Genomic DNA, 22189 nt, shown 5'->3' with positions numbered 1-22189 from the left:
AACAGGGCAGATTGACAGAGGAAGAAATTTGATTGTCAATCTGCTTTTTTATCTTGCATTTCCAAAAGAAAAAATTCTATCCTGAAAATGAGAATGCAGGGCTGCTCTGCGTCCCAAAAGCTTTGGAGGGATAATACGGTCAGCTTTACAACTTGACATGTAAGCGACAACGTTTATAATAAATTGCGGAAGACTTTCAATAAAAATGAGGAGATTATGATGAGCAAGGAAGAGGAAATGAAGCGCTCTCTGGAAAAAGCAGAGGTTTTAATTGAAGCTCTGCCTTATATTCAGAGATTTAACCGGAAGATAATTGTCGTAAAGTATGGCGGCAGCGCCATGGTGGATGATGAACTAAAGCGGAATGTCATTAAAGATGTGACGCTCTTAAAACTGGTCGGCTTTAAGCCGATTATCGTTCATGGCGGGGGCAGGGAGATCAGCCGCTGGGTAGCAAAAGCGGGCATGGAGCCCCGATTTGTGAACGGTCTGCGCGTGACAGATGAGGATACTATGGAGATTGCCGAGATGGTTCTGGGCAAGGTAGGAAAGAGTTTGGTACAGATGGTGCAGGAGCTGGGGGTCAAGGCAGTGAGCATCAGCGGCAAGGACGGAGGACTTCTGCATGTGGAGAAAAAATATTCCGGAGGGGAGGATATTGGCTTTGTAGGGGAGATTACAGAGGTCAATCCCAAGATTCTCTACGATCTGCTGGAAAAGGATTTTCTTCCAATCGTGTGCCCTGTCGGGATGGACAGTGAGTTTCAGACCTACAATATTAATGCGGATGATGCGGCCTGCGCCATTGCAAGGGCAGTCAATGCAGAAAAGCTGGCATTCTTAACAGACATTGAGGGAGTATACCGGAATCCGGAGGATCCTTCCACCCTGATTTCCGAGCTGCATGTAAAAGAAGCACGCAGGCTTATTGGAGGCGGAACAATTGGAGGCGGCATGCTTCCAAAGCTGAATAACTGTATTGATGCCATTGAGAACGGCGTTTCCAGAGTTCATATTTTGGACGGTCGGATTGTTCACTGTCTGCTTTTGGAGATTTTTACCAACAAGGGAATCGGCACCGCTATTTTAAGCGAAGGAGAAAATAATTATTATGACGGAGAATAAAGAGAACATTATCGAGCGTGCAGAAGGAACTGTTCTTCATACTTACAACCGTTATCCACTTGTGCTGGAGAGGGGAGAGGGTGTCTATCTGTATGATACAGATGGAAAGCAGTATCTGGACTTCGCAGCAGGCATTGCGGTTCAGGCTTTGGGTTATCATTATCCCGGCTATGACGAGGCATTAAAGGAACAGGTAGACAAGCTGCTACATACCTCCAATCTATTCTACAATATTCCGGCGATGGAGGCGGCAGGAAAGCTTGTGAAGGCAAGCGGCATGAGCAAGGTATTCTTTACCAACAGCGGCACCGAGGCTGTTGAAGGCGCTATAAAAGCGGCCAGAAAGTATGCCTGGCTTAAGGATAAAGGAAACGATCACGAAATTATAGCCATGAACCATTCCTTCCATGGAAGAAGCATGGGGGCCTTGTCCGTAACAGGCAATAAGGCATATCAAGCGCCTTTTCGTCCTCTGATCGGAGGTATTCGTTTTGCCGATTTTAATGATTTGGAAAGCGTTCGGGCTCAGATTTCAGACAAAACCTGCGGTATCATTTTAGAGACTGTTCAGGGAGAGGGCGGCATCTACCCGGCTGCAGAGGAATTTTTGAAGGGTGTGAAGGCCCTCTGTGAAGAACATGATATTCTGTTGATTTTGGATGAGATTCAATGCGGTATGGGGCGCACGGGCTATATGTTCGCATGGCAGGAGTATGATGTGAAGCCTAATATTATGACCTGTGCCAAGGCCCTTGGCTGCGGTGTTCCCGTGGGCGCTTTTGTGCTGGATGAGAAAGCGGCCAAGGCTTCTCTGGCTCCCGGGGATCATGGAACCACCTACGGCGGCAACCCCTTTGCCTGCGCTGCAGTCAGCAAGGTATTTGATCTCTTTGAGGAAAACGGAATTGTAGAGCATGTGCAGGAAGTGGGGGCGTACCTCACCCAAAGACTTGACGGGCTTGTAGAAAAATATGATTTTATTGAAGCCCGCAGAGGAAAAGGTCTGATACAGGGATTGGCAATTCAGGGTAGACCTGTGGGTGATATTGTGGTAAAATCACAGGAAATGGGCCTTTTGGTCATTACAGCAGGAAGTAATGTTCTGCGTCTGGTTCCGCCGCTTGTTATCGAGAAGAAGCATGTGGATGAGATGATGGAGAAGCTGACCAGGGCTTTGGAAATGCAGCAATAAAAAGCTATATAGAAAAGGAATAATATATGAGACATACATTATATCGGAGAGCCTTTGCCATTATTTGCGTCATTTTGGTATTTTCCCAGATGGTGCAGGTGGCGGCGTCTTATCATCAGGAGCAGCAGAGGATTCAGGAGCAGGGAGAGCCGGATGAGAAAACCCAGTTAACCCTCTGGTATACCGATGACAAGCTGAACGCTTATCTGGTGGAGGCGGCCGGGGAATTTGAGAAACAGCATCCGGTGGAGATTACCCTTCAGCTGGTAACAGCGGTGGATTATATTGAGAATATCAATACAGCCAGTATCTCGGATCTGGGGGGGCCGGATCTGTTCGTTACCTCCAGCGAGCTCTTGGAAAAGGCCAGACTTGCGGGGCTGGCAGTGGAGAATGACAGCTTTTCCGAGAGAGAGCTTCAGGAAGCCTTTCCCCAGAAAGCTCTGGACGCAGCTACCTGCGGCGGAAAGCTGATGGCCTATCCGTTTTATTTTGAAACCTGTTTTCTTTTATATAATAAGAGTTATACGAGTACGGCTCCGGCGACCATTGATGAGATTCTCACTTATGCCGATAATTTCGAGGGCGGCGCCAGCACTGAGAAGGTAGAAAGTATTTTTAAATGGAATGTGGCAGATATTTTCTTTAATTTTTTCTTTGTGGCCAATTATGTCAATCTTGGAGGGGCTACGGGAGATAATAAGGCAGAGGTAGAGCTGTCGGCAGAAGAGATTATCCTCTGTCTGGAATATTATCAAAGCCTGAATGCCTTCTTTGCTATTGATGCAGATGAAGTAACTACAGATGACGTACTGCAGGAATTTATTGATGGAAAGATTGTTTATACCATAGCCAAGACGGATGCCATCGCAAGGCTGGATGCGGCCATCGCAGAAGGTTTGGTGTATCAGGTTCAGGCGGAGGAGACGGAAGAAGGGGCAGAGGGTGAAGAGACAGAGGAGGCTGTACCAGAAGAAGTGCCGGAGGATAATGGCTATTTCTATGGAATTGCCCAGGTGCCCGATTTGACAGAAGAACTTCACACAAAGGGACTCTCCGTGACCAATTCTGTGGCAGTCAATGCCTATTCCAGAGAAAAGGATCTGGCCAAGGAATTTGCAAAATATCTTACTTATGATAAGGTAGACTCATTGTACACTATGGCCAATAAGATGCCTGTAAAAATGGGCGTCAGCTATGCAAATGAGGAAATGGAGCTGTTGATTGCCCAGTATGAGGATTCCGTGGAGGTTCCCAAAATTACGGATTTATCTAATTACTGGATTGAGATGGAGATTGTCTTTTCCAATATCTGGAGGGGAAATGATGTAAGAACGGAGATTGACGGGGTGAATCAATCGGTTCAGGCACAGCTGCAGACAGAAGAGTAGGAATAAAAATCCAATCATAGAAGCCGGTATTATTCACATGAAATACGTTTCTGTGGGTTATACTAATACGAAAGACAAAGATACCGTAGGAGGCTTTTGCTATGATTGGAATTTTTATTGCCCTGATTTCCGGGGCGCTTATGAGTATTCAGGGAGTATTCAACACAGAAGTAACCAAGAGCAGCAGTATGTGGGCTTCGGCCAGCTGGGTGCAGTTTTCCGCTCTTTTAACTTGTCTGGCAGTGTGGGCGCTGCGAGAGAGAGAAAACCTGATGAATGTGTTTCAGGTAAGCCCCAAATATATGCTTCTTGGAGGCGTGATTGGAGCTTTTATTACTTTTACAGTTATACAGAGCATGGACAGCTTAGGGCCGGCTAAGGCAGTAATGCTGATTGTGATTTCTCAGCTTATTGTGGCCTACCTGATTGAACTCTTTGGAATGTTCGGTGTAGAAAAGGCAGCCCTTGAGTGGCGCAAGGTTTTGGGTATGGTGATCGCCATTGTAGGAGTTGTGATGTTTAAGTGGGAATAAAAAAAGGTTGTAATAAGTTCGAAAATCAGCTACACTAATATTGTCTGTATCAGAGGGGATCCGGTCTGCAAAGAGGACTGGAAAATGAGGAAGACAATAAATAAGATTCTATGGAGCTGCAGCCTGCTGACAATTCTGTTTTTAACAAGCATGGGCTGCGGCAGACAAGCCGTACTCTATGACAGCAGCGGGCAGAGGGAAGAATTCCGGGAAACAGAAGATAAGAAAGCAGAGGCTTTAGAAGAGACAAAAGCAGAAGAATTCCCATCCAGAATCTGTGTCTATGTCTGCGGAGAGGTAGCAGTTCCTGGAGTCTATGAGCTGGAAGCGTCGGCCCGGATCGGTGAAGCAGTGGAAGCAGCGGGAGGTATGACGGAAGAGGCGGCGGAGAGCTGGCTGAATCTGGCAGAGCATATGACAGACGGACAGAAGATAGAGGTGCCTTCCAAGGAGCAGGCAGAGAAGCTTGAAGAACAGGACACAGAGCAGGAGAGCAGCTTAGTGAACCTGAATACAGCTACAGCGGAGCAGCTTACAACTCTTTCGGGAATTGGAGAGTCGAAGGCGAAGGATATCCTGAATTACCGGGAACAGCATGGGGGTTTTCAAGGGATTGAGGAGCTGATGCAGATTCCTGGGATAAAGGAACGTGTTTTTGAAAAGATCAAAGATCAGATCACAATATGAGAGAGGCAGAAAAATGGCAAAAAAGGTTTTGGTAGTTGATGATGAAAAGCTGATTGTAAAGGGACTGCGCTTTAGTCTGGAGCAGGATGGAATGGAAGTGGACTGTGCCTATGACGGAGAAGAGGCCCTGGAGTACGCCCGAAGCAAGGAATATGATATTGTTCTTTTGGATGTGATGCTTCCTAAGATGGATGGTTTTGAGGTTTGTCAGCAGATTCGTGAATTTTCCAATATGCCGATTGTCATGCTGACTGCCAAGGGAGACGATATGGATAAGATCCTTGGCCTGGAGTACGGTGCCGATGACTATATTACAAAGCCCTTTAACATACTGGAGATTAAGGCCCGGATCAAAGCCATTATGCGCAGAACCGGACGTCCGGAGAAGGGAAGTCAGGGCAAGGTAGTGGAAGCTTCCGAACTGCGGATGGATCTGGAGAGCCGCCGATTGTTTATTGCCGGAAAGGAGATCAACTTAACTGCAAAGGAGTTTGATCTTCTGGAGCTGATGGCTCTGAATCCGGGCAAGGTGTATGGCCGGGAAAGCCTGCTGAATACAGTGTGGGGCTACGAATATCCGGGTGATGTGAGAACCGTGGATGTGCATATCCGCCGTCTTCGGGAAAAGATTGAAGCAAATCCAAGTGAACCCAAGTATGTTCACACAAAGTGGGGAGTGGGCTATTATTTCCAGGCATAGAGTCTTTATTACATATTTAAAAAGTTTGAAATTTCGGATTCTTCTGGTACTGCTTCTGGCCGGCTGGTTGCCCATGCTGATTGTGGCGGCCGGCGTGCTGGACAGCTACCGTGAGAGGGCCATTACAGTTCGCAGTACAGATGTGCAGAATCAGTGCAGGATTCTGTCCAATCAATTAATAAGTTATAATTATCTGAAGGATCCATCTTCAGAGCTCATTGGGGGGGAGCTGACGCAGCTTTCAAACCTTTATGACGGGCGTATCATCGTGATTGATGAGAATTTTAAGGTGATCCGTGATACATATGGTCTGATTGAAGGAAAGCTGGTGGTATCAGAGGAGGTAATCCGGTGCTTTCAGGGAGAAACCACCAATCAGCTTTCCACCAAGCGCTATATTGAGATGACGATTCCTATTCAGGAGGCGGATTCTCAGAAGATTCTGGGGGTATTGCTGGTAAGCGTGTCTACAGACAGCATATGGGACAATCTGGATGTGCTTACAGGGAATGCGAGAATTTTTGTCTTAATCTGCGGTGTTCTTGTATTTACCGCTGCAGTTCTGCTTTCTTACTTTCTGGATCGTCCCTTTAACCGAATGGTACAGTCTCTGCAAGAGATTGCACAAGGCCATTCCACAGAGGATCTGCAGATTCGATCTTACACAGAGACAGAGCAGATCTCATCGGAGTTTAATAAGATTGTCAATCAGATGCGCCTGTTGGATGAATCTCGGCAGGAGTTTGTGTCTAATGTGTCCCACGAACTGAAGACGCCGCTGACCTCCATGAAGGTGCTGGCAGATTCACTTCTGGTTCAGGAGGATGCCCCTGTAGAGCTCTATCAGGAGTTTATGACGGATATTGCAGAAGAAATTGAACGGGAGAATAAGATTATTACAGATTTACTGTCTCTGGTCAAGATGGACAAGAAGGCGGCGAACCTGAATATTGAACCGGTAGATATCAACGATCTTCTGGAGCTGATTTTAAAGCGGCTGCGGCCCATTGCAAGCAGGAAAAATATTGAGATGGTGCTGGAAAGCTTCCGGCCTGTGACTGCGGAGGTGGATGCAGGCCGTCTGACCCTGGCCTTTACGAATCTGATGGAAAATGCAGTGAAATATAACAAGGAAGATGGATGGGTCCATGTATCTCTGGATGCAGATCACAAGTTTTTCTATGTAAAGGTAATGGATTCCGGCATGGGGATTCCGGAGGAGTCCATAGACTATATCTTTGAGCGTTTCTATCGGGTGGACAAGTCCCACTCCAATGAGATTGACGGGACAGGGCTTGGCCTTGCTATTACCAGAAGCGCCATACTGGTACATAAGGGGGCCATCAAAGTAACCAGTCATCTGGGGGAAGGCACGACTTTTTCTGTGCGTATTCCTCTGAACTATATTGCATAGACAGATAGACGTGCTTTGCGTTACAGCCTTCCTGTCAATAGACGGATGCGGAGGTAAGCTATGAAAAGAGATGGATGGAGGATTTTTCCTGTTCTTTTGATTTTGCTGTCAGCAGCCCTGGCCGGCTGCGCTTGGAAGAGAGAAGAACCAAAGGAACCGGAAGGATATCAGATATATTATATTAATAAGGCAGAGACGGCCGTAGTGCGGGAAGCCTATACGCCTCAGGGAGAGACGGCCGATGAACTGCTGAATGAATTTCTTCTTCAGCTTCAGGAGGATTCCGAAGACGGAGAATCAAAGTCTGCCATTCCGGACAATGTATTTCTTCTAAATTATACTCTTGATAAGGGACAACTGTCCCTGTCTTTTGACTTGCCTTACCTGGAAATGAGTAAGCCCTATGAGATTCTCTGCCGCTCAGCAATTGTGCGGACTCTGTGCCAGATTCCGGAGGTTGAGTACGTATCCCTTCTGGTAGGCGATAAGCCATTAATGGATTCCAATGAGACGCCTATCGGACCTTTAAATGAGGAGAGCTTTGTGGAGAATGCAGGCAATGAGATTAATACCTATACAATGACCACCCTGCAGCTGTACTTTGCCAATGAGACCGGGGATATGCTGGTGGGGGAACGGGTAGAGGTTCACTACAGCAGTAATATGTCTATCGAAAAGCTGGTGGTAGAGCAGTTGATCAAGGGGCCTATTACAAAGGATGCGTATCCGGCCATACCTCCGGAGACGAAGATTGTCAGCGTATCTACCAAGGATGGGATTTGTTATGTAAATCTGGATAAGGGATTTCTGGAGCAGGGGTATGACGTTCTTGAAGCGATCCCAGTGTATTCTATTGTAAATTCTCTTACGGAGCTTCCGGGGATTAGTAAGGTGCAGATCCTGATTAACGGCGAGACAAATCTTACGTACCAGGAGAGTGTCCGCTTTGAGACTATATTTGAACGCAATTTAGATTTAATAGAGGAAATATAAGGAATGTTAAGAAAACGGCCTTTATGTGTGGCTGTTCTGGCTGCAGCAGCTTTGTTGCTGCTACTGCCCTCCGGGATTTGGATGAAAGCATCCATACCGGAGGGTGTAAGCCCTGCAGAGGGCCTGACGGGAAAAGTCTGCAGGATGGAAAGTAGAAATGAGGGTCAGGCAGTCTATTTAAAAGGGACACCTGAAGGGTGTTGCCTGTCAGATGATGAAATACTTCTAATATACTTCGATGCCGAGCAGCCTTTTTCTATCGGCAATACCATACGAATCGAACCGCCCTACCGGATATGGGAACCGGAAGCACCTGCCAATCCAGGCCAATTTGATGCCAGGCTTTACTATCAGACACAGCATATTACCCATTTGGGAAGTGCAAAAAATGCTTCCGTAATAGAAGGAAATGTATTTTGGCCGGGAGAACTTCTGCGGCGGTTAAGAGAAAATCTAAGCATCCGCTGTATGCGGCTTTTTGGGGAAACAAACGGCGGCGTGATCCGGGCTATGCTTTTGGGAGACAAGGCAGAGCTTGGAGATGAGACAAAAAATATTTATCAGAAAAGCGGTATGTCTCATCTGTTGGCTATCTCAGGACTTCACATTTCCATAGTAGGCATGAGCCTGTATCGCTTTCTTCGAAAGAAAGGATGTTCTTACGGGATTTCCGGAAGTATTGGCATGATAGTGGTGCTTTTGTACGGAACAATGACCGGAATGAGTACTTCAACGGCCCGGGCTGTTACCATGTTTGTTCTGGCAGTGCTGGCAGACCTTTTGGGCTGCAGTTATGATATGCTGACAGCTTTGGCTGCGGCAGCACTTTTGCTTTTGATAGAGCAGCCTTTGCATGTGTACAGTGCTTCTTTTCTTCTTTCTTTTGGGGCGGTGATGGGAGTGGGTATACTCTATCCGGCAGTCAGGAGTCTCTTTACGGCGCCTCATAAGCTGGGAGATGCCTTTTTGGTGAGCCTTTCCATTCAGATTGCAACTCTTCCTCTGATTCAGTGGTTCTACTGGGAATTTCCCCTTTATTCTGTGTTTTTAAACCTTCTGGTAATACCATTGATGGGGGTATTGATGTTCTGTGGAATGGGCGCTCTTGGAATCAGCTTTCTGTCCTGGCAGGCAGCAGGCGTTCCGGCTTTTCTCTGCCGTATGATTTTGAGTTTTTATGAGAGTTTGGGAGAGGGAACACTTAGACTTCCATGGTCTGTAATCGTCTGCGGAAGGCCAAAATACTGGCAGATGTTTTTGTATTATGGAGGAATCCTGGGCTTTGTTCTGTGGCGCAGCCGGGTGAAGGAGAGGGAGAAGTGGAGATTGTGCATGCGAACAGCGAAAGGAGAAGAAGCAGAACAGGAAGAAGAACAACATTATCAGAAAGGGAGACGGCGGTGGGAAAAGAAAATCAGTCTGGCTCTCGCTTTGCTGCTTTGCTGCTGCCTTCAGCTTCGCTTTTATGGGGGATTTTCCTTTACCATGTTAGATGTAGGGCAGGGAGACGGCTTGTTTCTGCGGACAGAAGCAGGAACCACTTGTCTTATAGATGGAGGAAGCAGCGATGTGAAGCAGGTAGGACGCTATCGGATTCTTCCTTTCTTAAAGGAACAGGGAGTGGGAACTTTGGATTATGTGTTTATTACCCACACGGATAAGGATCACATTTCAGGAGTTGAAGAACTGCTTGAGCAGGCAGGAGAGCCAGGCGGGATGAGGGTAGGAGCCTTGCTGCTGTCGGAACAGTCCGCTTGGGAGGAAACCGGAATACGGCTGCGTGAGTTGGCTGAGGCTGCAGGTACGGATGTGAAAATTATAAAGGCAGGAATGATTCTCACGGATAAGAGTACAAAGCTTTATTGTATGCACCCAAAGGAAGGGGCCCAGTATACCGATAAGAATGCAGGCTCTCTTGTACTCCGGCTGTCTTATGGGGAATTTTCCATGCTGCTGACAGGGGATCTGGAAGAAACAGGAGAGAGGGAAATTTTAGAATGGGGAGAAAATATATCCTGTGATATTTTGAAAGCAGGACATCATGGGTCACGATTTTCCACTACAGGGGAATGGATTGAGAAAGCACAGCCCAAATTGACACTGATTTCCTGCGGTCAGGACAATTCCTATGGACATCCTCATGAGGAAACACTGGAACGGCTGGAGAATGCACAAAGCCGATGGCTTTTGACTGCAGAGCAGGGGGCTGTTACTATCCGCAGTGATGGTAAAAGCTTTTGGGCACAGGGATATAAGTCAAAGAACGATTAGCTTGATTGGCTATACTTTATAATCAAAAGTTCTACACTTAAAACATCATTCATACGGCCGGTTTTTACAGCTTCTTCCGCATCCACGCAGTCCCGGACGGCGGCTTCCAGCTGCTCTGAGGAAAAGCTTCGGGCCTGATTCATACAGCGGCCGGCAATAAAGGGTGCTATCTGAGCTTTGGAAGCAATAGCGCCCTTGTCGAAGCCTTTTGCCATCAGGCTCTTTACCAGAAGAAGCTGCTGAAACTGCCGGGCTATCAGAAACAGGATCCGCATGGGAGGTTCTTTTAGGGCAAGCAGATCGTAATAGAGATCAAGGGCTTCCTTCTGCTTCTTCTCGGCTATGGCACGGATCATATCAAAAATACGGTTGCTGGTGAGAACAGTGCAGATTTCCTCCACATCCTGAGGGGTAATGGCATCCCTTCCGTGAGTGTAGCTTAGGAGTTTTTCTAATTCACTGGAAATATGCTCCATATCTGTGCCTGTTCGTTCCAGAAAGATGGCAAGGGCCTGTCTTGAGATCTGCTTTCCTTCACGCTTTAGGGTTCCCAGAATCCACTTGGTGAGGGTGGCTTCATCCTGTGTCTGAAATTCCACTATCCGGCCCTTGCTCTTTACCGCTTTATACAGACGGTTCCGCTTGTCTACCTCAGTTTCCACAAAGAGCAGGCAGGCGGTGTCAGGCAGGGAAGGCAGGTAATCGGCCAGAGCATCACATTTTCCTTTGAAAAAGCCGCTGTTTTCCACAAGGATCACTCTGCGCTCAGTAAAAAAAGGCAGGGTTTCTGCCAGATCTATGATTTCCTCCGGCCGGATGTTCTTTCCCTCAAAACGTGATACATTCATGGTATCCTGCGGATCGGCCAGGGCATTCATCAGGCGGTTACGGTACTGGGTGCGCAGATATGCCTCATCTCCGCAGAGCAGATAAGAGGTTTTAAAGGATCTGTTTTTAATATCTTCGGACAGCATTTTCATGGCAATATCTCCTTGCTTGCAGAAGTCAAAAAAAAGATACCCAACTGACGGTATTGGGCATCCTTTTTGAATGTTCTCTGATTTATGCGATGCTGTTTACAGCCTTGGTTAAACGAGAGATCTTTCTGGAAGTTGTGTTCTTGTGATAAACTCCCTTAGAAGTCGCCTTGTTCATGGTTGCGATTGCAGCTCTAAGGCTTGTCTTTGCAGCCTCAACATCCTTGGCAGAGACAGCAGCGTCAACCTTCTTGATTGCAGTCTTAACCTCAGACTTAATTGCCTTATTCCTTGCAGCTCTTGTCTCGGCTACCAGAATTCTCTTTTTTGCAGACTTAATATTAGCCAACCCGTACACCTCCAAATGTTTATTTCATCTTAAATATAATTTATCTGTACATGCTCTGTAAAAGCCGGACACGGACGTCTTAACAAAACATGTCACTGTTTGGCTCATCCAAACACACTTAATTATTTTATGTCAGGAAAGGCTTTCTGTCAATACATAATTCCCAAAAAATAAGAGAAAATATAGTAAGGAGTATGTTGAAAAAGCAGCAGTGCCTGATGCGGCGGCGGAATGATTTCAGGCATATGCTTTGCGGATGAAAATATGACACAGAAAGTATCCAGAAAGAGGGCTGTGTCAGGAGGAGGAAAATATGGAACGGTTTCAGGTTCGGACAGATTTGGCTTTGGAAGCGAGAGAAAGCTTTGAGGAAGATGGTGTAGAGATCCGGGGAGTTGCCATTGAAGAAACTTATGATGAGGAACGGGATATTCGGATCACACGTGTATGCATTGAGACAGAAAACGGAGCAAGGGCTATGGGTAAGCCGGTGGGAACTTATCTGACTTTGGAAGCTCCCAGGCTTTCCGATCCGGATGAGGGGTATCATCGGGAAGTATCCAGACAGCTTGCGGAGGAACTTAAGAGCCTTCTTGGAACGGATGAAGAAAAGTCTGTGCTGGTGGTGGGCCTTGGCAACCGGGAGGTGACGCCGGATGCCTTAGGACCGGAGGCGGTAAATCACCTGATGATTACCCGCCATGTGGTTCGGGAGTATGGAAAGAAGGCATTGGGGAAGGACAAGGTGCATCTGGTAAGCGGAATTGTCCCCGGTGTTATGGCGCAGACGGGAATGGAAACCTTTGAGATCATCAAAGGGATCATTGATGAAACACAGCCGGATGTAGTGGTGGCCATTGATGCTTTGGCAGCCAGAAGTACCAAGCGCCTGAACCGAACCATTCAGCTTTCCGATGCAGGGATTCACCCGGGTTCTGGCGTGGGAAATCATCGGAACAGTTTGACAAAAGAAAATCTGGGGATCCCCATTGTGGCAATCGGCGTGCCTACGGTGGTGGACGCTGCCACGATTATTTATGATGCAACTGGAGATCGGAATGCTATTTCTCCAAATTTAAATGGAATGTTTGTAACACCCAAGGACATAGATGAGACCATACGGCGTCTGAGCTTTACCATTTCCGAGGCTCTGAATATGGCCCTGGCATAAAAGCTTTGGATGCAAATTGCAGTCTTGGGAGGCAGTATCGGCATAAAGCAGTCTTTTTTCGAATATATTTAAAACACAAACACCCGATGAGTATTCCTTTATGCTCTGAAAAGATGGGCAAATGTTGGGAAAGCGCGTTACAATTCGCAGCTGTATAACATAAATACAAAAAACGGACATAGGTATGAATTGTAACAAAGGAGTAAGGGGTGATTGGAAATGAGCCGTCTTAGTAAGATACTGAATACAATTGTCTGGGGAATCATTGGAGTACTGGGAATCTATATTCTTGGTTATGGCGTAAAGGGGCAGTCTTTTGCAAAGGCTGCCTATGCTTGTGTGAAAGTGCTGACCAATGGAGAGGGAAGCCTGCAAAGGGCAGCGGAAAAATCTCTGTATCCGGGGTTTTCCTTTATAGCCGGGGATCGGGAGCTTTCCTATAGCTTTGAGGAATTTCTGCTTCGCAAGGCGGTGGGGCTGTTTCCCCTCTACACTTTTTTGGATGAAAAGGAGCTGTATGAGACAGAGATTGAGAGTCAGGCAGCTTATGACATCCTTATAGAGGGAGGGGCTCACGATGAAAATGAGATTGATGAGCGGACAGGAGAAGCCTTTGACCTTGCCGAGAAAATGGAAGAGGAAAATCTTCAGGCAGCCCATGAACAGGAACAGACAGCATTGGAACAAGAGCCCCAGAAAGCAGCAGGCACAGAGTATATGACAGAGCAGCTTGCAGATTTTGATTTTCTGAAAAATAATTTTTATATTGTGGAAAATAATACGGATATCGGAAGTGAACTGCTGAATGCAGAGACACTGCTTGAAAAAGATATGAGAATTCAGGAATTCGATTCAGGACCCCAGATTTTGATTTACCACACGCACTCTCAGGAGGGATTTGTGGATTCTGTGGCAGGGGACAACAGCACCACCATTGTAGGGGTAGGAGATTATCTGGCAGAGCTGTTGGAGGGCACATACGGTTATCAGGTGATACATAATAAAAATGTATATGATTTTATTGATGGGAAATTGGATCGGAATCGGGCCTATGCTCTGGCTGAAGAGGATGTACGGCAGATTTTGGAAGAATATCCTTCCATAGAAGTAATCATTGACCTGCATCGGGATGGAGTGGATGAAGGAACCCATCTGGTCACAGAGGTGAACGGGAAGCCTACAGCACAGTTTATGTTTTTCAACGGATTGAGCTTCAGCAAGAGAAACGGAGTTATTGACTATTTGCCCAACCCGTATATTCAGGATAATCTGGCGCTGTCTCTGCAATTAAAGCTGGCCTGTGAGAAATACTATCCGGGGCTCAGCCGGAAGATCTATCTGAAAAGCCTTCGGTATAACCTGCATCTGCGGCCAAAATGCCTTTTGGTGGAGGCAGGAGCCCAGACAAACACATTGGAGGAAATGATGAATGCTATGGAGCCTCTGGCCTTTGTGCTGAATGAAGTGCTGGGAGGCGGGATACCGGAAGAATAGGGACGTTATACTTTACGCTTCATCAATATTGCCGCTTCCCATAGTTCGATACCAGCTTCCGGGGAGAAGCACCATATGGCCTGCAGCCAGAGATTTAGGAACATCAATGATATTTTGATTGGAGGATCCACGGAACAGAAGTCCTGGATCCTTCAAGGCTTCTGCAAATTTTCCATCCACAAGGACGTTCAGACAGGAAAGGAGTTCATGTACAATTTGGGGGCTGCCGACACGTCCGGATAAGAGATCCTTCTCCAGAGTAAAGCCCGTGTAACACCAGATGGTTTTCTGGGGATATCGCTGCCGTGTCTGCTGTGCCAGCCGAAGAACATCCTCCTGATTTTCCGGCTCAAAGGGTTCGCCGCCCAGCAGGGAAAGCCCCGCTACATAATCGGGAGCAAGAGCACAAAGAATCTCATCTATGGTCTCATCTGTAAAGGGAGTGCCATAGGAGAAATCCCAGGCCTCTTCATTGAAGCAATTTTTACAGTGATGGCGGCAGCCGCTGACAAAGAGGGAAACCCTTACGCCGGGGCCGTTGGCGATATCATTTTTTTTGATAACTGCATAATTCATGGAAGAAATCCTTTCCTAAATAGTTTGCCTGAAAAAAGGGCTGCCGCAGAGATAATTTGCGGCAGCTCTGATTGCTGTAGTACTAGAGATGAAGCACCCGTTCCTTGATTTCCTGAGTTCGTCCCTGATTCCAGAACTGAGTTCCGATATAGCCGCAGGTACGCCGAGCTACATTCATCTTATTCTGGTCTGTATTGCCGCAGTTGGGGCATTTCCAAATCAGTTTGCCGTGCTCATCCTCCTGGATCTCAATCTCCCCGTCATAGCCGCAGGCCTGGCAGTAATCACTCTTTGTGTTCAGTTCTGCATACATAATATTGTCATAGATAAAACGTATCACAGAGAGAACAGCCTCCAGATTATTCTGCATATTGGGAACCTCCACATAGGAGATGGCTCCGCCGGGAGACAGTGCCTGGAACTTGGCTTCCAGTGCCAGCTTATCAAAAGCATCAATATTTTCCGTCACATGCACATGATAGCTGTTAGTAATATAGCTCTTATCAGTTACGTTCTTTACAATGCCGAAACGCTTTTGGAGGCATTTTGCAAACTTATAGGTAGTACTTTCCAGCGGTGTACCGTAGAGAGAATAGTCAATCTGCTCAGCAGCCTTCCACTTGGCAGTATATTCATTCAGCTTGCGCATAATCTCAAGCCCCAGTTTTTCACCTTCGGGTTCTGTGAGCTTCTTGCCGTTCAGGCTGTAGACGCATTCCCAGAGACCTGCATAACCCAGCGAAAGTGTGGAATATCCGTTGTGAAGGTATTTGTCAATGGTTTCTCCCTTTTTCAGACGAAGGAGGGCGCCGTGCTGCCAGAGAATGGGGGCGGCATCGGAAAGGGTTCCGGTGAGACGCTCATGGCGGCACTGAAGGGCCCGGTGGCAAAGTTCCATCCGCTCATCAAAGATCTCCCAGAAACGGTCAATATCGCCGTCAGCGGAGAGGCCGATATCTACCAGATTGACCGTAACAACACCCTGGTTGAAGCGGCCGTAGTATTTCGGCTTTCCGTTTTCATCGATGTAGGGAGTCAGAAAGCTGCGGCAGCCCATGCAGGTGTAGCAATGCCCCTCTCCGTTCTTATCAATCTTGTTTTGCAACATGATTTTTTCGGAAATATAATCCGGTACCAGCCTCTTGGCGGTACATTTGGCAGCTAATTTGGTCAGGTAGTAGTATTTACTGTCCTCATAGATATTGTCTTCCTCCAGAACGTAAATAAGCTTGGGGAAGGCAGGAGTGATCCAGGTTCCCTTTTCATTTTTGACGCCCTGATAGCGCTGACGCAGGGTTTCCTCAATAATGAGAGCCAGATCGTTCTTTTCCTGCTCATTCTGAGCCTCGTTCAGATACATGAAGACCGTCACAAAGGGAGCCTGTCCGTTGGTAGTCATCAGGGTTACTACCTGATACTGGATCATCTGTACGCCGTTGCGCACCTCTTCCCGAAGACGCTTTTCTGTGATAGTATCAATCTCTTCTTCTGTAACAGCTTCATGGATGGAATGGAGCTCATCTGCTACCTGCTTCCGGATTTTTTTGCGGCTGGTATCCACAAAAGGAGCCAGGTGGGTCAGGCTGATGCTCTGGCCGCCGTACTGACAGGAAGCTACCTGGGCAATGATCTGGGTAGCAATGTTGCAGGCTGTGGAGAAGCTGTGAGGCTTTTCAATCATGGTGCCGCTGATGACGGTTCCGTTCTGGAGCATGTCCTCAAGGTTTACCAGATCACAGTTGTGCATATGCTGTGCAAAATAATCTGCATCATGAAAGTGAATGATTCCCTGATCATGGGCAGCTACAATATCGTTGGGAAGGAGAATACGCTTGGTGATATCCTTGCTCACCTCTCCGGCCATGTAATCACGCTGTACGCTGTTGACAGTGGGATTCTTGTTGGAGTTCTCCTGCTTTACCTCCTCATTGTTGCATTCAATCAGACTTAAGATCTGCTCATCTGTGGTATTGGACTTGCGGACCAGGGCTCTGCGGTAACGGTAGGTGATATAGCGCCTGGCAACATCAAAGGCACGCTGATTCATAATCTGATCCTCTACCATATCCTGAATCTCTTCTACGCTTAAGGAGCGGCTCATATTCTGAGCGGCACTTTCCACATCTTCGGCAATCCGCTTTATCTGGATGGGAGTCATTCGCGCACTGGGAACAACCTTATCATTGGCTCTGGTAACGGCAACGACGATCTTTGCAGGATCAAATTCAACCTCAGCACCGCTTCTTTTAATAATTTTCATAAAACTTTTCCTCAATTCCTAGTATCGTTGTAATGGATGGTGACGAAACCTATTGTAACAATATATAGTGGTTTTGTCAATGACAATTACAATATATTGTTTGCTGCATTCGACAGTGCATGTATAGATAGTATAGGAAAACAGAAGAAAAATCAAGGATTTTTATAGAATAAAAAGTTTTGGAAAGATATTTAAATAAAAATAAAAAAATCTATGGAATAAAGACAGATTTTTTGGTATATTCTAGTAGAACGAGTTGTTTATCCATCCTGAAAGGGATGCAGCAGGACATACCCTTTGGGTATATGATTAAGAAAGGAATGATTGCTATGAAAAAGTATGTATGTGAACCCTGTGGTTATGAGTACGATCCGGAGGCAGGCGATCCGGATAACGGCATTGCTGCCGGAACGGCCTTTGAAGATCTGCCGGAGGATTGGGTGTGCCCCGTCTGCGGCATGGGCAAGGATGCGTTTGTGGAGGCGTAAATGTACCAATACCAAAGACAAATCCGGGAATACCGGCCAACCTGTGAACAGGAGGAACGGGATAGGAAGCTGATGCTGCAATATCTGGAGTTGTTTTCGGAAACGATTGGGACAAGACAATGTGAGATTGCACATATGACAGCTTCTTCTTTAATCTTTAATAAGAATCGGGAGAAGCTGTTGATGGTGTACCATAATATCTACCAGTCCTGGTCCTGGACAGGCGGCCACGCGGACGGAGAAGAGCAATTACTTGTGACAGCCATGCGTGAGGCGAAAGAAGAGACAGGTATTCATGAGGTTCGTCCCATTCGGGAGGAAGCGCAGAGCCTGGAGATTCTGCCTGTTTGGGGACACTGGAAACGGGGACGTTATGTGAGCGCACACCAGCATCTGAATCTGAGTTATCTTCTGGAGGCCGATGAAGAAGATGTGCTTAAGGTGAAACCGGACGAAAACAGCAAAGTGGCATGGATTCCGCTTGAGAAGCTGGGAGAGATGGTGTCAGAGCGGGAGATGATGCCTTTTTATGAGAAGCTGATTGGGAGGTGCTTAAATGCCTTGTAACGGCGAAATTGTAAAAGGTGCAGTAAAGTACAGGCTCCTATGAGATTTTAACTTCTTTGGGCGTAAATCTTACCGATATTGACAAAATCAAAAAATAATCAAAGGCAAACAGATTAAGGACGCAAGTTTATTTTATATAGCTTACGTCCTTATTTTTATTTTAGATGGCTGCTAAGAAAAGCAAATTTAGATATTTTTTTAACAAAAGTTCCCCGATTTATGGAAGAATCTTTTCAATGGCCTCCCTGGTCCCGTGGAGGGAGCCCTGTGCCATCTCTGCCTTGCCGCCGCCTTTTCCCTGAAACGCTTCGTTCAGCTTCCTGCACAGAGGGCGGACATCCTCTATGGCGCTTCCTAAAATGTAGCGGTAGCCGTCTGTATCATCTCCAGTGAAGACACAGGCAGTACCGGTGCAGTGCCTGGTGAGGAGATTGACAAATTCCCGGGCAGTATTGTTATCCAGTTCTTTTTCAAAAAAGGCAATATCCTTCGTACCTTCAGGCACAAGAGCAGCTTTTTGTTCAATCAGAGCTTTTTCAAGCTGAAGGATCTTTCCAAACAGATTGAAATTTTCCTGTTTCAGGCGTTCAACAGCTCTGGCAGTATCATCTTCTTTGGCTGAGAGCAGGACAGAGATAGCTTTTGTATTCCTTTCTTTTTCCTGATAGTCGGCAAGGGCTCGTGATCCGGCTGAAAGATAGATGCGCACGCCGCCCCGGTGAGTCTGGATATGGGTGAGCTTAATAAGACCGATTTCTCCTGTATAGCTGACATGAGGCGCACAGCAGGCACAGACATCAATTTCGGGAATGGTGACAATGCGGACCTGTCCCTGAATTTCGATTTTACTGCGGTATTTTAGGGTTTTAAGCTCATTTTTGTCAGGATAGGTAATCTCTATAGGGATGTTGTCCCAAACGGCCTGATTGGCCTCCTGCTCGATTTTAACAAGCTCATCTTTGGTGATTGGGCCGTCAAAGTCTAAAGTTACCTCTGTCTCGCCCAGATGAAATCCTACATTATTATAATGAAAATGCTTATGTACCAGGCCGGACACAATATGTTCTCCGGAATGCTGCTGCATGCGCTCGAAACGTGTTTCCCAGTTTAAGTGTCCGGCAACCTGAGTCCCGGGCGCCAAGGGGCATTTGGTGTAATGCCAGATAAGAGCGTTTTCCTCCTGAGTATCAACGACCAGGCAGTCGTTCAGAAAGCCGATATCGCCGCTCTGACCGCCGCCTTCAGGAAAGAACGCAGTCTGATCCAGGCAAATGCGGTAAGCATCGCCAATGGCTTCACAGTTGATTACAGTAGCAGTGAAATCTTTTTGACAGCTGTTTTCATAATATAATTTTCTGGTCATATGGTTCCTCTTATTCTGATTTTTTGTTTATACTGATATGTGATTTGTGCAGAAACATTCTTTAACACTTTCATTTGTGTCGGAAGATGCTGTTATTTATGATACCACCAGAATTGACTTTTGGAAAGGGAAAACGTATACTGAATAGGTATCCTACAGGGCAGATGAGGAGGAATAGTATGATAGGACAACACAATACAGATGAAAAAACATTGGCATATATTAATCTTTTTGCAGTACTTGGAACATTGGAGAATCTGTGTAAGATTGATGATGAGGCAAAAGCAATTATTGCAAGAAAGCAGGTAAGCATTGGCTTCGCAGTGGAGGATGGGCCTGCCGCTGCTCTGTTTTTTGACCATGGAACCTGCAGGCTGAAAAATGGAGCGGCTCAGTGTCAGATACGGCTGCCGTTTTCGAGCATACAGAAATTTAATGGAATGATTGATGGAACTGTGACACCGATTCCTTCAAAGGGATTTCTGAAGCTTCCTTTTCTGTTAAAGGGATTTACAGGGCTTACAGACATTTTAACACGCTATTTAAAGGCATCACCAGAAGAATTGCAGGATCCGGCTTTTTTTGAGAAAAGTACGACTCTTATGTTTTATACCATAGCATCAGCTGTCAGTCAGATTGGGAACCACGATAAGGTTAGCCAGGCAAGCGCTTCTTACATGAAGGACGGCATTATCAAGCTTTCCATTAAGAATGGCCCTACAGCTTCAATCTGCGTGAAGGACCATCATTTGACAACTGTGAAGAAGGTGCCCAAGGCGCCGGATGCATCCATGGAGTTTGGCAGTATTTCCATTGCCCGTGATTTGTTTGATGGTAAAGTGAACTCTTTGGCATGCATCGGCACTGGAGATATCCGTATGAGCGGAATGATCTCCATGCTGGACAATATGAACCGAATTCTGGATCGGGTAGGGCTGTATTTGGCTTAGAGAGGAGAGAACGATGAGAGAATTAAATACCTATACAAAGAGCAGAGAGGCGTTTACAAGGGCGGCAAAGGTGATTCCGTCAGGCGTTTACGGACATCTGGGGCCTGCGGAGGGATGTTTTATTCCGGTGGAGGCATTTCCGCTGTTTGGCGAGAAGGCAAAGGGAAGCTATTTCTGGGATGTGGACGGAAATCGTTTTATTGACTATATGTGCGCTTATGGCCCCAATATCCTGGGCTATTGCGATCCGGATGTGGATGCGGCGGCAAGAGCACAGATGGAGCTTGGAAACTGTATGACGTCTCCCTCTCCCAAAATGATTGATTTTGCGGAACTTTTGGTAGAAACGGTTCACACGGCGGATTGGGCCTTCTTTGCAAAAAACGGCAATGATGTTACTACATTGGCGGTAATGACTGCCCGTGCCTATACCCATCGGAAGAAAATCGTGTTCTTTAAGGGATATTATCATGGTATTGCTCCCTGGACACAGAAGATTGATTATGCCGGCATTATTGAGGAAGATGTATGCAACAATCTGTATGTGGATTGGAATGATTATGAAGCCCTGGAGAAGGTGTTTGAAGAAAATAAGGGAGAGATTGCAGCAGTGATTGGACAGCCTTATATGCATGGGAATTTTCAGGACAATGAGCTGCCGGCGGAAGGTTTTTGGGCAAAGGTGCGGAAGCTTTGCACAGATGAGGATACGGTGCTTGTGATTGATGATGTACGGGCAGGATTTCGGCTGGATATGGCTGGTTCGGATCATTATTTTGGTTTTGAGGCAGACCTTATCTGTTTCTGCAAAGCCTTGGCGAATGGTTATAATGTATCGGCTCTCTGCGGCAAGAATTTTTTGAAAAATGCTGTGAGCAGTCTTTCTTATACGGGCAGCTATTGGATGAGTGCTGTGCCTTTTGCGGCGGGAATTGCCTGTATTGAGAAAATGAAAAGGCTGAATATTACTTCCTTATTAAATGAAAAGGGAATGAAGCTAAAGGAGGGGCTTATTTCGGCTGCAGAGAAATTTGATTTTGACTTGCATGTCAGTGGTATGCCGTCATTATTTTATCTGCGGATTGCAGATGATCCAACTTTGACCATGCATCAGGAGTGGGTGGCAGAGTGTGTGCTGCGGGGCATATTCTTTACAAATCATCACAATCATTTTTTGAATGCGGCTTTGAGTGATGAGGATATTGCTGAAACACTGGCAGTGGCAGAAGAGGCATTTGAGGTGGTCCGCAGGCGGCATCCCTTATAGATTGTCAGGTAAAGTAAAAAAGGTCTATGACAGGAGAGTGGGGCGATATGATAGATTTGCATGGTCAGGCAGGCCTGCCTTATGTGAATCGGAATGCGTATACAGGAAGCTGCCAGGGAATGCGCTACCGTTTGCAAAAGAAGGTTAAGGAAGAAGGCGGGACATCTCTGGAGGCGGTGACTTACCCGGAGCCTTATAGTTATGAGGTGACGGATGAGAAAGAGAAGACTTTTCGGGAATTTCCGTTTACGCAGGAAGGGTTTGAGCAGGCAGTGGCCTGGCTGAATGAGGAGTATGAGAGACAGGCAAAGAGATGGGGGCAGGTGTCGAAGTAAGCATTTAATTTTTTGATAGAAAAAAGGATAAAAGCGCTGACATAAGAGATATCACATTTATACATGGATATGCGATGCATTTTATG

Annotated in this window: 21 protein-coding genes; 16 read left to right on the top strand and 5 right to left on the bottom strand. The window is 46.5% G+C overall.

The genetic code is table 11. From position 1 onward, the window contains the following. Positions 1 to 216: 216 nt before the first annotated feature. The 9 genes from argB to VSQ61_RS02310 all read left to right on the top strand — a co-directional run bounded on the left by argB (position 217) and on the right by VSQ61_RS02310 (position 10306). Positions 217 to 1125: an acetylglutamate kinase gene (gene argB, locus VSQ61_RS02350; RefSeq protein WP_334342822.1), complete on the top strand. Its 909-nt coding sequence runs from the start codon at positions 217 to 219 to the stop codon at positions 1123 to 1125. Next, a complete protein-coding gene (locus VSQ61_RS02345) occupies positions 1112 to 2317 on the top strand; it encodes an aspartate aminotransferase family protein (RefSeq protein WP_334342821.1) in 1206 nt (401 codons plus the stop codon). Before argB ends, VSQ61_RS02345 begins: the two co-directional genes overlap by 14 nt. Before the next feature lie 26 nt (positions 2318 to 2343). After that, the gene (locus VSQ61_RS02340; protein ID WP_334342820.1) at positions 2344 to 3708 is read left to right on the top strand and encodes a sugar ABC transporter substrate-binding protein; all 1365 of its coding nucleotides are present in this window, start codon (positions 2344 to 2346) and stop codon (positions 3706 to 3708) included. A gap of 101 nt (positions 3709 to 3809) precedes the next feature. Next, positions 3810 to 4241 (top strand): DMT family transporter, encoded by a 432-nt coding sequence (locus tag VSQ61_RS02335; RefSeq protein ID WP_334342819.1) that lies wholly within the window; start codon positions 3810 to 3812, stop codon positions 4239 to 4241. 84 nt (positions 4242 to 4325) lie between these two features. Beyond that, positions 4326 to 4928 carry a helix-hairpin-helix domain-containing protein gene (locus VSQ61_RS02330; RefSeq protein ID WP_334342818.1) on the top strand — a complete coding sequence of 201 codons (603 nt, stop codon included), beginning with the start codon at positions 4326 to 4328 and terminating at the stop codon, positions 4926 to 4928. 13 nt (positions 4929 to 4941) lie between these two features. Beyond that, complete coding sequence (locus VSQ61_RS02325) at positions 4942 to 5628, top strand: response regulator transcription factor (protein ID WP_334342817.1); 687 nt, start codon at positions 4942 to 4944, stop codon at positions 5626 to 5628. Further along, positions 5585 to 7042: a sensor histidine kinase gene (locus VSQ61_RS02320; RefSeq protein ID WP_334342816.1), complete on the top strand. Its 1458-nt coding sequence runs from the start codon at positions 5585 to 5587 to the stop codon at positions 7040 to 7042. The genes VSQ61_RS02325 and VSQ61_RS02320 overlap by 44 nt, the downstream gene beginning before the upstream one ends. Positions 7043 to 7102: 60 nt before the next feature. Continuing rightward, positions 7103 to 8035: a GerMN domain-containing protein gene (locus VSQ61_RS02315; protein WP_334342815.1), complete on the top strand. Its 933-nt coding sequence runs from the start codon at positions 7103 to 7105 to the stop codon at positions 8033 to 8035. 3 nt (positions 8036 to 8038) lie between these two features. Then, positions 8039 to 10306, top strand: coding sequence for a ComEC/Rec2 family competence protein (locus VSQ61_RS02310; protein ID WP_334342814.1), 2268 nt, complete (start codon positions 8039 to 8041; stop codon positions 10304 to 10306). Here VSQ61_RS02310 and holA read toward each other — a convergent pair. After that, positions 10303 to 11286: a DNA polymerase III subunit delta gene (gene holA, locus VSQ61_RS02305; protein WP_334342813.1), complete on the bottom strand. Its 984-nt coding sequence runs from the start codon at positions 11284 to 11286 to the stop codon at positions 10303 to 10305. The two genes, VSQ61_RS02310 and holA, sit on opposite strands and share 4 nt — an antisense overlap. Positions 11287 to 11368: 82 nt before the next feature. Continuing rightward, positions 11369 to 11632, bottom strand: a complete 264-nt coding sequence (gene rpsT, locus VSQ61_RS02300; protein WP_334342812.1) for a 30S ribosomal protein S20 — start codon at positions 11630 to 11632, stop codon at positions 11369 to 11371. A gap of 313 nt (positions 11633 to 11945) precedes the next feature. Between rpsT and gpr the strand changes: the two genes are divergently transcribed. Further along, positions 11946 to 12803 carry a GPR endopeptidase gene (gene gpr / locus VSQ61_RS02295; RefSeq protein WP_334342811.1) on the top strand — a complete coding sequence of 286 codons (858 nt, stop codon included), beginning with the start codon at positions 11946 to 11948 and terminating at the stop codon, positions 12801 to 12803. A 219-nt stretch (positions 12804 to 13022) separates the two neighbouring features. Further along, entirely contained in the window at positions 13023 to 14297 is a 1275-nt protein-coding gene (spoIIP, locus tag VSQ61_RS02290; RefSeq protein WP_334342983.1) for a stage II sporulation protein P, read from the top strand. Between the two features lie 12 nt (positions 14298 to 14309). Here the strand turns inward: spoIIP and nrdG are convergent, their stop codons facing one another. Further along, a complete protein-coding gene (gene nrdG / locus VSQ61_RS02285) occupies positions 14310 to 14873 on the bottom strand; it encodes an anaerobic ribonucleoside-triphosphate reductase activating protein (protein WP_334342810.1) in 564 nt (187 codons plus the stop codon). A gap of 82 nt (positions 14874 to 14955) precedes the next feature. Beyond that, complete coding sequence (nrdD, locus tag VSQ61_RS02280; RefSeq protein ID WP_334342809.1) at positions 14956 to 17133, bottom strand: anaerobic ribonucleoside-triphosphate reductase; 2178 nt, start codon at positions 17131 to 17133, stop codon at positions 14956 to 14958. A gap of 329 nt (positions 17134 to 17462) precedes the next feature. On the opposite strand from nrdD, the gene rd reads away from it, so the two are divergent. Together rd and VSQ61_RS02270 are read left to right on the top strand one after the other, a co-directional pair. Then, positions 17463 to 17621, top strand: coding sequence for a rubredoxin (gene rd, locus VSQ61_RS02275; protein WP_334342808.1), 159 nt, complete (start codon positions 17463 to 17465; stop codon positions 17619 to 17621). Beyond that, positions 17622 to 18188: an NUDIX hydrolase gene (locus VSQ61_RS02270; RefSeq protein WP_334342807.1), complete on the top strand. Its 567-nt coding sequence runs from the start codon at positions 17622 to 17624 to the stop codon at positions 18186 to 18188. Positions 18189 to 18405: 217 nt separating this feature from the next. Here VSQ61_RS02270 and VSQ61_RS02265 read toward each other — a convergent pair whose 3' ends face one another. Then, positions 18406 to 19551 (bottom strand): alanyl-tRNA editing protein, encoded by a 1146-nt coding sequence (locus tag VSQ61_RS02265; RefSeq protein WP_334342806.1) that lies wholly within the window; start codon positions 19549 to 19551, stop codon positions 18406 to 18408. A gap of 179 nt (positions 19552 to 19730) precedes the next feature. Here VSQ61_RS02265 and VSQ61_RS02260 point away from each other — a divergent pair, with 179 nt between their 5' ends. The 3 genes from VSQ61_RS02260 to VSQ61_RS02250 are packed head-to-tail and all read left to right on the top strand — an operon-like array spanning position 19731 to position 22103. Beyond that, entirely contained in the window at positions 19731 to 20501 is a 771-nt protein-coding gene (locus VSQ61_RS02260; RefSeq protein ID WP_334342805.1) for a hypothetical protein, read from the top strand. A 13-nt stretch (positions 20502 to 20514) separates the two neighbouring features. Further along, positions 20515 to 21768 (top strand): aminotransferase class III-fold pyridoxal phosphate-dependent enzyme, encoded by a 1254-nt coding sequence (locus tag VSQ61_RS02255; protein ID WP_334342804.1) that lies wholly within the window; start codon positions 20515 to 20517, stop codon positions 21766 to 21768. A gap of 47 nt (positions 21769 to 21815) precedes the next feature. After that, on the top strand, positions 21816 to 22103 hold the full coding sequence (locus tag VSQ61_RS02250; RefSeq protein WP_334342803.1) for a hypothetical protein: 288 nt from the start codon (positions 21816 to 21818) through the stop codon (positions 22101 to 22103). The last annotated feature ends 86 nt before the right edge of the window (positions 22104 to 22189 follow it).

It is taken from the genome of Candidatus Merdisoma sp. JLR.KK006 (assembly GCF_036941035.1).
In the GTDB taxonomy this organism is placed as follows: Bacteria; Bacillota; Clostridia; order Lachnospirales; family Lachnospiraceae; genus Laedolimicola.
This window is presented reverse-complemented; position numbering and strand designations above follow the sequence as displayed.

Coding starts and splice junctions, on each gene's coding strand:
- VSQ61_RS02335 (WP_334342819.1), top strand. CDS start 3,810: ATGATTGGAATTTTTATTGCCCTGATTTCCGGGGCGCTTATGAGTATT.
- gpr (WP_334342811.1), top strand. CDS start 11,946: ATGGAACGGTTTCAGGTTCGGACAGATTTGGCTTTGGAAGCGAGAGAA.
- VSQ61_RS02250 (WP_334342803.1), top strand. CDS start 21,816: ATGATAGATTTGCATGGTCAGGCAGGCCTGCCTTATGTGAATCGGAAT.
- VSQ61_RS02315 (WP_334342815.1), top strand. CDS start 7,103: ATGAAAAGAGATGGATGGAGGATTTTTCCTGTTCTTTTGATTTTGCTG.
- holA (WP_334342813.1), bottom strand. CDS start 11,286: ATGAAAATGCTGTCCGAAGATATTAAAAACAGATCCTTTAAAACCTCT.
- argB (WP_334342822.1), top strand. CDS start 217: ATGATGAGCAAGGAAGAGGAAATGAAGCGCTCTCTGGAAAAAGCAGAG.
- VSQ61_RS02325 (WP_334342817.1), top strand. CDS start 4,942: ATGGCAAAAAAGGTTTTGGTAGTTGATGATGAAAAGCTGATTGTAAAG.
- nrdD (WP_334342809.1), bottom strand. CDS start 17,133: ATGAAAATTATTAAAAGAAGCGGTGCTGAGGTTGAATTTGATCCTGCA.
- VSQ61_RS02345 (WP_334342821.1), top strand. CDS start 1,112: ATGACGGAGAATAAAGAGAACATTATCGAGCGTGCAGAAGGAACTGTT.
- VSQ61_RS02330 (WP_334342818.1), top strand. CDS start 4,326: ATGAGGAAGACAATAAATAAGATTCTATGGAGCTGCAGCCTGCTGACA.
- VSQ61_RS02255 (WP_334342804.1), top strand. CDS start 20,515: ATGAGAGAATTAAATACCTATACAAAGAGCAGAGAGGCGTTTACAAGG.
- VSQ61_RS02270 (WP_334342807.1), top strand. CDS start 17,622: ATGTACCAATACCAAAGACAAATCCGGGAATACCGGCCAACCTGTGAA.
- nrdG (WP_334342810.1), bottom strand. CDS start 14,873: ATGAATTATGCAGTTATCAAAAAAAATGATATCGCCAACGGCCCCGGC.
- VSQ61_RS02340 (WP_334342820.1), top strand. CDS start 2,344: ATGAGACATACATTATATCGGAGAGCCTTTGCCATTATTTGCGTCATT.
- spoIIP (WP_334342983.1), top strand. CDS start 13,023: ATGAGCCGTCTTAGTAAGATACTGAATACAATTGTCTGGGGAATCATT.
- VSQ61_RS02310 (WP_334342814.1), top strand. CDS start 8,039: ATGTTAAGAAAACGGCCTTTATGTGTGGCTGTTCTGGCTGCAGCAGCT.
- rd (WP_334342808.1), top strand. CDS start 17,463: ATGAAAAAGTATGTATGTGAACCCTGTGGTTATGAGTACGATCCGGAG.
- VSQ61_RS02265 (WP_334342806.1), bottom strand. CDS start 19,551: ATGACCAGAAAATTATATTATGAAAACAGCTGTCAAAAAGATTTCACT.
- VSQ61_RS02320 (WP_334342816.1), top strand. CDS start 5,585: ATGTTCACACAAAGTGGGGAGTGGGCTATTATTTCCAGGCATAGAGTC.
- VSQ61_RS02260 (WP_334342805.1), top strand. CDS start 19,731: ATGATAGGACAACACAATACAGATGAAAAAACATTGGCATATATTAAT.